This window comes from Chryseobacterium sp. RR2-3-20 (assembly GCF_017808115.1).
Classification (GTDB): domain Bacteria; phylum Bacteroidota; class Bacteroidia; order Flavobacteriales; family Weeksellaceae; genus Chryseobacterium; species Chryseobacterium oryzae.
Genome location: NZ_JADQBD010000100.1, coordinates 1 through 7389, shown reverse-complemented (window position 1 = coordinate 7389; position 7389 = coordinate 1). Strand labels below are relative to the sequence as shown.

8 protein-coding genes are annotated in these 7389 nt (G+C 30.9%); all 8 read right to left on the bottom strand.

What is annotated here, in order from left to right; genetic code table 11:
- Positions 1-277: 277 nt before the first annotated feature.
- The 8 genes from IV513_RS14510 to IV513_RS14475 all read right to left on the bottom strand — a co-directional run bounded on the left by IV513_RS14510 (position 278) and on the right by IV513_RS14475 (position 7187).
- Positions 278-1252 carry a beta-propeller fold lactonase family protein gene (locus IV513_RS14510; RefSeq protein ID WP_027387424.1) on the bottom strand — a complete coding sequence of 325 codons (975 nt, stop codon included), beginning with the start codon at positions 1250-1252 and terminating at the stop codon, positions 278-280.
- Between the two features lie 12 nt (positions 1253-1264).
- Positions 1265-2230, bottom strand: a complete 966-nt coding sequence (locus IV513_RS14505) for a YeiH family protein (RefSeq protein WP_209391275.1) — start codon at positions 2228-2230, stop codon at positions 1265-1267.
- A gap of 77 nt (positions 2231-2307) precedes the next feature.
- On the bottom strand, positions 2308-3201 hold the full coding sequence (locus tag IV513_RS14500; protein ID WP_209391274.1) for a LysR family transcriptional regulator: 894 nt from the start codon (positions 3199-3201) through the stop codon (positions 2308-2310).
- Between the two features lie 797 nt (positions 3202-3998).
- Positions 3999-4442 carry an HNH endonuclease gene (locus IV513_RS14495; RefSeq protein WP_069148679.1) on the bottom strand — a complete coding sequence of 148 codons (444 nt, stop codon included), beginning with the start codon at positions 4440-4442 and terminating at the stop codon, positions 3999-4001.
- A gap of 277 nt (positions 4443-4719) precedes the next feature.
- On the bottom strand, positions 4720-5283 hold the full coding sequence (locus IV513_RS14490; protein ID WP_209391273.1) for a hypothetical protein: 564 nt from the start codon (positions 5281-5283) through the stop codon (positions 4720-4722).
- Positions 5284-5308: 25 nt separating this feature from the next.
- Positions 5309-6064, bottom strand: a complete 756-nt coding sequence (locus tag IV513_RS14485) for a hypothetical protein (RefSeq protein ID WP_209391272.1) — start codon at positions 6062-6064, stop codon at positions 5309-5311.
- A 3-nt stretch (positions 6065-6067) separates the two neighbouring features.
- A complete protein-coding gene (locus tag IV513_RS14480; protein ID WP_209391271.1) occupies positions 6068-6538 on the bottom strand; it encodes a hypothetical protein in 471 nt (156 codons plus the stop codon).
- Between the two features lies 1 nt (position 6539).
- Positions 6540-7187: a Rab family GTPase gene (locus IV513_RS14475; protein WP_209391270.1), complete on the bottom strand. Its 648-nt coding sequence runs from the start codon at positions 7185-7187 to the stop codon at positions 6540-6542.
- Between the last annotated feature and the right edge of the window lie 202 nt (positions 7188-7389).

The window sequence follows — 7389 nt, the reverse complement described above, 5'->3', positions numbered from 1 at the left end:
GATACTTACGCGTTTGCCTCATGAAAAAAAATAGAATTTTTAACAGTTTTTATTTGGATTTTGTCATAGAATGCGAGGTGCGGGCTACTGCAACCGAAAGTCGGGAGGAGAACCAATCTCTAGCAAAAACCATTTTCATTTTTTCAAATTTACAAAAAAAAAAAATGAAATGGTTTTTTGCGGGTATTTTATAGAATATTTCTAAGATTTCCTTCAACCCCGCATCTTGCAAAACCCATGTTAGCGGATAGCCCTTTTACCTTTTTTAGGAAATTTATTAATTCTGAATACTATATATTATTTTCTTTTCAGAAAGATTAACTACACTAATAGATAAATCTTTGTTTAGTACAAATACATTTTTACCGTTTTTAGAGTAAACAATCGCTTGTCTTGGTTCATTAAATCCTGTTATCACTCCAATATTAGTTAGTGTTGGTACATCAATTATTGAAAGAGAATTATCTTCTTTATTTCCACTCAATAAAATGTTTTCATCTGAAGATAATGATGCGCCATAAGGATCTTTGCCTACAGAAATTGTTTTAGCGATTATACCTGTATTTAAATTAACTACTGCAATGGAATTGGATCCACTATTAGCAGCAAATAATGTTTCACCATCTTTAGTAATAGAGATAGCTCTTATTTTGCTAAAACCAGTAATAGTTGTATCGATTTTTAAAGTTGCTGCGTCCACAACAGAAATAGCGTCGCTGGCAAAATTGGTCACGTAAATCTTTGTATTTGTTGCGTTTAATTTAATACCTTGTCTTGGTTCGGCAAAACCTGTTATTATTTTTTTTACCGATTTACTTGAAAGGTCAATTACCGTTACTGTATTTGTTGCCTCATTATTAATATAAATTTCTTGACCATTGTTGCTAATTGCTGAACCAAATGCTCCAAAGCCTACCGCATATTTTTCAATGATTTTAAAGTTCTTTGTTTCCAGTACAGTTAAAAATCCGGTGCTGCTGTCAGTGATGTAAAACTTCATTCCATCAGGCGAAAAAATGATGTTTCTTGGACTGATGAATCCAGGTATCTTTTTTATTAATTTACGAGATTTTAGATTATAAACACTTACGAAATTTACGTCGCTGTTTGATGCTAATGCAATATTTTCGGTTGGACTTATTGCTAAAGAATTATTTTTTATGTTGCCGTCAAAGATTTGTTGCGCTTGAGTTTTGGTAGCAATAATACTAAAGAATAGTATTAACATTCCAATTTTGAATTTATTTTTCATATTTTGAATTTATTAGTTTGTTAAAGTTGTTACAGCCCAAAGTGCAGCAGTTGCTATAATCACCCATAGAATTACACCTTGAATTAATGGTTTAAATCCAACAGAAGATATTGTTTTTCTGTTCAATCCACATCCTATTAAAAACAAGGTAAGCGTTAATCCTGCTTTTGCAATATTTGTTAAATAATGATTGTATTGCTGAACAAAGGGAATATAGGTATTTGCAATCATTGCAAGAACAAATAATCCAATAAAGTAAGGAATTTTTATTTTACTGTTTTTATTTTTAAAAATAAAAGTTGATAAAAAAGCAACAGGAATTATCCATAATGCTCGTGCTAGTTTAACAGTTGTAGCAATCTCTAAAGCTTGCGGACCATATTTACTTGCTGCACCTACAACTGAACTGGTATCGTGAATAGCAATTGCACACCACATTCCAAATTGTGATTGTGATAAATTTAACTGATGCCCAATAAAAGGAAATAAAAATAAGGCTGCAGAATTTAGAATAAATATGGTTCCTAATGCAACCGATATCTGTTTTTCTTCTGCCTTTATTACAGGAGAAATAGCAGCAATAGCACTTCCACCACAAATGGCTGTTCCAGCTGATATTAAATAAGAAGTCTTTTTTTCTATCTTTAAAAACTTACCCATAAAGAAACCAATTACTAATGTTCCAATAATAGAAACTATTGTAAATAAAATACCTTCTTTACCCGCTTTTAATGCACTTGTAACATTCATTCCAAAGCCCAAACCAACAACAGAAACCTGTAATAATATATGAGTTGCTTTATGATTTAGATGTAAATATGGATGTCCAATAAATTGCGCAATTATTAAACCCATAAGTAAGGCAATTGGCGGTGATACTAATGGAGACAAGCAGAGTACAACTGCTAATAAAAAAATCACTTCTCTAGTGGTTATACTTTTGTCTAATAAATTTTTGAATCCTTTTTGATTTTCCATCTTACTTTATATATTATTGTTGGTACAATTTTCTGGAAATAAAGGATATGTTGGAAATTGTAAAAAGTTATGCGTCATTACTTAAAGTTATAATGATTGGCAAATTTCATAAATAATTCGGGTAAAGCCTCAACTTGACCTTGTTGTTGGATAAAGTAAAAACTCCTTTCGATAGATAAATTTTGAACATCTATTATTGTAAATTTATTTTCTTTAAGTTCTTTGTATATGGAATGTAATGATATAAAAGCCATAGTGTTGCTGTGAAGTATATAATTTTTAATACTTTCAGTGCTGCCTAATTGCATTTCAATTTTTAAATCTGAAATTTTTACATTCAAAGATTTTAAATGATGTGCAATAACTTCTAGTGTTCCTGATCCTTGCTCGCGAAACAAGAGAGGAATGTTTTTCAGCTCCTCAATAGTAATGTTTTGTCTTTTTGAGAGAGGATTTGTGCTATTTGAAACTAAAACAATTTCGTCTTTGACAAATTCAGTATATTTTAGATAGGCCTTTTTGGATTTTCCTTCTATGATACCCAAATCAATTTCATTTTTTTGCAGCGCAATTTCAATTTGTTCTGTATTATTAGCTTCTAAAGAAACGATAAGTTGGTCAAATTTTTTATGAAACGATGCTAAAATTTCAGGTAAAAGATATTGAGCAATTGTTGTACTCGCACCAATTCTTAATTTTCCGTTGAAATTTTGAGAAAGAGAATTAATTTCAAATTCTAAATTACGATAGGTTTCAAAAATTTTTTCGGTATGAGAAAATAATATAATTCCTGCTTTTGTTAATTTTACCTTTGAGCCATTTCTTTCAAAAAGTTTAGTTTTCAGAAAACTTTCAATTTCTTGTATGTGTTTTGAAACTGCTGGCTGCGTAATAAATAATTCTTCGGCAGCTTTTGTAAAATTAAGTCGTTTTGCTACTTTGTGAAATACTTGTAAACGAAAATCAAACATTTTTATAGGATTAAGTTATTTTACTCATTTTTTCTTGAGTTCTCCAAGGGTTTCCGCTAACGGAAAAAGTATTGGCGAAGGCGGGGCTTAGAATGACAAAACTTCCAACTAATCCTGGACTAAGCAAAAACCATTTTCGCTTTTTCAAATTTACAAAAAAATAAAAGCGAAATGGTTTTTTGCGGCGAAAAGTGCTGAAATCATCTAAATAATAGCTCTCATCCCCGCTTTTGCCAAACCCATGTTGTGCGCAGTATTTTTAGTTCGGCGACTTGGATTTAACCCGTTAAATTCAGGTCAGAGAATTAAAAATCAAGCACGACAATTTTTTTCACCCACGAAATCGCAAAGATTTTCAGAATTTTATTCACGGATTTTAGAAAAATTATTCACGAAGAATTTATTCACGCCGTTAAGCGCAAATTTGTAAAGGTCAAGCACAATTTTTGATACTCAAATCCGTAAGTTTTTCGTAAATTTTTTTCTGGATTTAGGAAGATTAGCGCAAAGAATTTCAGATTTTAGTCAGTTTTAGAAGTTTAAATTCAGGTCAAAATTTTGATTTTTCAGACCGAAATTTCTTTTTGATACCGCGCTTCTAATATTGCGCACAACGGAAAAAGTATTGGCGAAGGACGGGCTACTTTGCTGACAATTTCAAAGGAAGACCGAACCTGAGCAAAATGCTTTTTCAGATTTCTAAATTACTAAAAAAAGAAATATGAAAAGCATTTTTGCGGATATTGTTAACTGAATTCTCAAAGACAATATTCACCCCGTCTTTTGCCAATACACTGTTATCTGCTGTTTCTTTTTGCGGTTTTTTTAATTTTTGAGTTTTTAGCGCGGACTTTTAGCGCATTTTTTGTCCTTTTTTCAATCATTTTAGCATTTTTAATGTTCCATTCGCTTCTCGTAATCCATTTCAAATTATCAGCACGATTATTCAGAGGATTTCCGTCAATGTGTTCCAATAAAATTTGGTCTTCGCTCGGTTCGGGAAGAAAATTTTCAGCAACTAATTTATTCAGGCTGAAATATTTAACGGTTGTATTTTTATTTTCAGTTTTTGAGAAAGCAACTTGCGCTGTAAATCCACCAACCAAAGAAGGCTTCAAAAATTTTGTTTCTTTTTGTTTCTCAACGCCGTTTTTGTCCACATATTTTTTTCCAATTCGTCTTACATTCCCGAAGTTGGAAATTTCGTAATTAAATTCTTTATGTTTTTTCCAAATTTCCATTAAAATTCTCTCAAGTCTTATTGATACGCTGTTTTAGTGAAATAGCAGATAACGGAAAAAGTATTGGCGAAGTGCGGGAGAAACGAAGAACTTTAGTTCAAGTTCGACCAAGCTGAGCCGATATTTTTTCCATGAAACTAAACTACAAAAAATATGTGGAATGGAAAAATAGCGGCGGCGAAAGTGGTGGAATTTTTCAATTTTGTATTTAACCCCGCATTTTGCCAATACAATGTTAGCAGAAGTTACGATAGAACCTATTATTCTTAGATTTTTTTTAATATTTATGCATAAAGTTCTTTATAACTTCTGAAAAATACTTACTATCATATTTTCTGGCGGAAGGATGATAAATACCTAGGGCCTTACATTTACCACCTTTGTATTCAAGCTCTCTAATATTCCATCGGTTATCAATTTTGTCATAATGATTTCCCCATCCTGGTTTATTAAAAAAATGCTCCCATAAACGACTAGAAAATACAATAACTTTGTCAGGAGTGGTCAGGCTTAAATATTCTTTAAAAGCTTGTTCAGCCATATCCTTTTCATGATTAGTTGGTTCTTGAGCTGAAAAACTAAAAGGACTTTGAATTGCATTAGCAAAAGCTATATTTTCCCAAAAATCCTGATGTTTATTATGTCCAAATGTAGTAAGGATTGCTCTATGAAAGTTACTTGAAATTATATCTAATTCAGCGATCTGATTACAAGTAAATTCTGATAAATTTTGAGGTAAGGAATTGTTGAAATAATGGCTATCGCCAATAATTAGTAATTTACCATATTTGGACTTACCATAATTTTTGCCAATCCAAGGTTTATAGGTTATATGCGACATATCGGAATTTATAAAAAAACAATAGTTACAATTCAATATTTATTTTGAGAAAATAATTTTTCTTCGAAACATTTTTTTTATTTAATGTGAATTGACCACCTCCAACAGGCACTTTTAAATTTGCTAATAGATTAAAAGTATTAGTAGAGACACTAGCTAGTTTAATTTCTTGTGTAATAACATTTAAGGGATTTGCAGAAAATAATGGATCAAACATTTCGACCAAATTAGAAAGGAATACATCTCCACTAAGATGATTTTTCTTCAGAAAAGTTTTAGCCATCTCATAATTGCTTTCTGCTCCCTGGAATGTAGAGGTATACCCAATATATTTCTCTAATTCGTTTTGTTTTTGTTTTGAAGTTTCTACATTAACAGAAGTTACGGTATATTCGGCCCCAGTTTTTGTTTTTATCTCTGAATCTTCATTCTCTGTATAAATGTCTTCAATTGTCACTTTTTTGGCACCTAGAAGTTGACAGAGGCGGATAATCAAATTTAATTTATGTAAAGCAAATTGCGAGGTGCTTTCCTCAACTTCAGCATACTTAGTTGGATCAGTAGGTGAAAGAACTAATATTGTTTGATTTGTTGGATATTTACCGTCAATAATATTAAATTGCGACAAAAATTCCTCGGTTTCGCTTAGAGGAATTAATTGAATTTCATTAGATAACAGAAGCTTTTTACCCTCATCGTAATGGGGTAGATTTTCAACCTCTTTGTCATCAATAAAATAGACTATTTGCCTTTCGTTTATTGGTACATTTTGTAGATTCATTTATTATTTTTTTAATACAAATAAAATTATTAATAACAATACAAATATTGTTGCGATGCTATAATAATTAATTAGGTTATTGCTTTTTTTTTTAATCAATGCAGAGAAAATTCTGTTTAAAAACTCTTCTGAAACTATGGTTCCTGTATTAGAAAATATTTTTGCTAGCTGCGCCCTAAGAACAATCTCATCAACCTCAGGATTATAATTCTTGATGAAAATCATAGAAGCACCTTTGCGACCATATTTGTCTAAGTCTTCAGATTTTAAATCAATTAAATATAGATCTCCTTTATTATATATTTTAAGATAAGGCTCTAAAAGTATCTCTCTCGCCCTTTTTTTGGAGTTTAGCATTTCGGAGATATATTGCTGTTGTTGGTGCATATTTTCCTGATGCATTGGAGAAAAATTTTCATACATAAAATCATCCTTATCTTCGTCAGAATTTTGTATCCAAATAATACTTTCCATTCTATTTGTTTTCTGATATTTTTCCTAGTAGCCCCCTGCAAAGATTTTCTGCCCCTGTCTTATCATTTAAATGTCCAAAAAAGTAAGCTGTATTTTCAGGGAATAATTCCAAATTATTTTTCTTAAAACTTTCCATAAATTTTTCATCGTCAGATTGAAATTCGCCTACTAAATCACAAAATGAAAATACCAAATATAGGGGACTTTCTATTTTTACATCCTGCATATGCTTTAAAATAAATTGAATGTGTCTAACAACTTTCGATCTATAATCTGTCTCGTCAGAACTGCATATTTTATCCATTTTAATCATATAGCAAATATAATCGCCTTTTGAAATCAAGTCTTTCCATCTTTGTTCAAATCTCATATCTCCTCCAATATCTGTAGAACTTTTAATTCTTAACTTTAAATCTTTTAGCTTAAAATAATTATCTTTAATTTTTTCCTCTGCTGATGCGACATAGTCTGAAGGAAGCTCACCTTCTGATAAGAATTTATGTAAACTAGTTTTACCACTAGCTCTAGTTCCTAAAATAGTAAATCTTTTGCCTTTTATGTTGTTGATATTAACTGCATAAATTCCACCTCCTCCTAGTAAAGCTGCTCCCAAGGCGATTCCGCCCCAAATTAATAAAGGTATTGGCATATTTTTATTTTTTGTAAATATATCATTTTTACAAACAGAAAACTTGATCTATTCTAATTTTTAATTTCACTTAAAATTGTCTAATGTAATTTCTGCTAACGGAAAAAGTATTGGCGAAGTGCGGGCTGGATTTAACTGAAAGTTCAATTCAGACTGCGTGAAGCCGATGCTTTTTCATCTTGTTAAAATTAGTAAAAAAAAC

Bases quoted from the DNA above. Each gene is read 5' to 3' on its own strand.
- IV513_RS14510 (WP_027387424.1), bottom strand. From the start codon at position 1,252: ATGAAAAATAAATTCAAAATTGGAATGTTAATACTATTCTTTAGTATT.
- IV513_RS14505 (WP_209391275.1), bottom strand. From the start codon at position 2,230: ATGGAAAATCAAAAAGGATTCAAAAATTTATTAGACAAAAGTATAACC.
- IV513_RS14500 (WP_209391274.1), bottom strand. From the start codon at position 3,201: ATGTTTGATTTTCGTTTACAAGTATTTCACAAAGTAGCAAAACGACTT.
- IV513_RS14495 (WP_069148679.1), bottom strand. From the start codon at position 4,442: ATGGAAATTTGGAAAAAACATAAAGAATTTAATTACGAAATTTCCAAC.
- IV513_RS14490 (WP_209391273.1), bottom strand. From the start codon at position 5,283: ATGTCGCATATAACCTATAAACCTTGGATTGGCAAAAATTATGGTAAG.
- IV513_RS14485 (WP_209391272.1), bottom strand. From the start codon at position 6,064: ATGAATCTACAAAATGTACCAATAAACGAAAGGCAAATAGTCTATTTT.
- IV513_RS14480 (WP_209391271.1), bottom strand. From the start codon at position 6,538: ATGGAAAGTATTATTTGGATACAAAATTCTGACGAAGATAAGGATGAT.
- IV513_RS14475 (WP_209391270.1), bottom strand. From the start codon at position 7,187: ATGCCAATACCTTTATTAATTTGGGGCGGAATCGCCTTGGGAGCAGCT.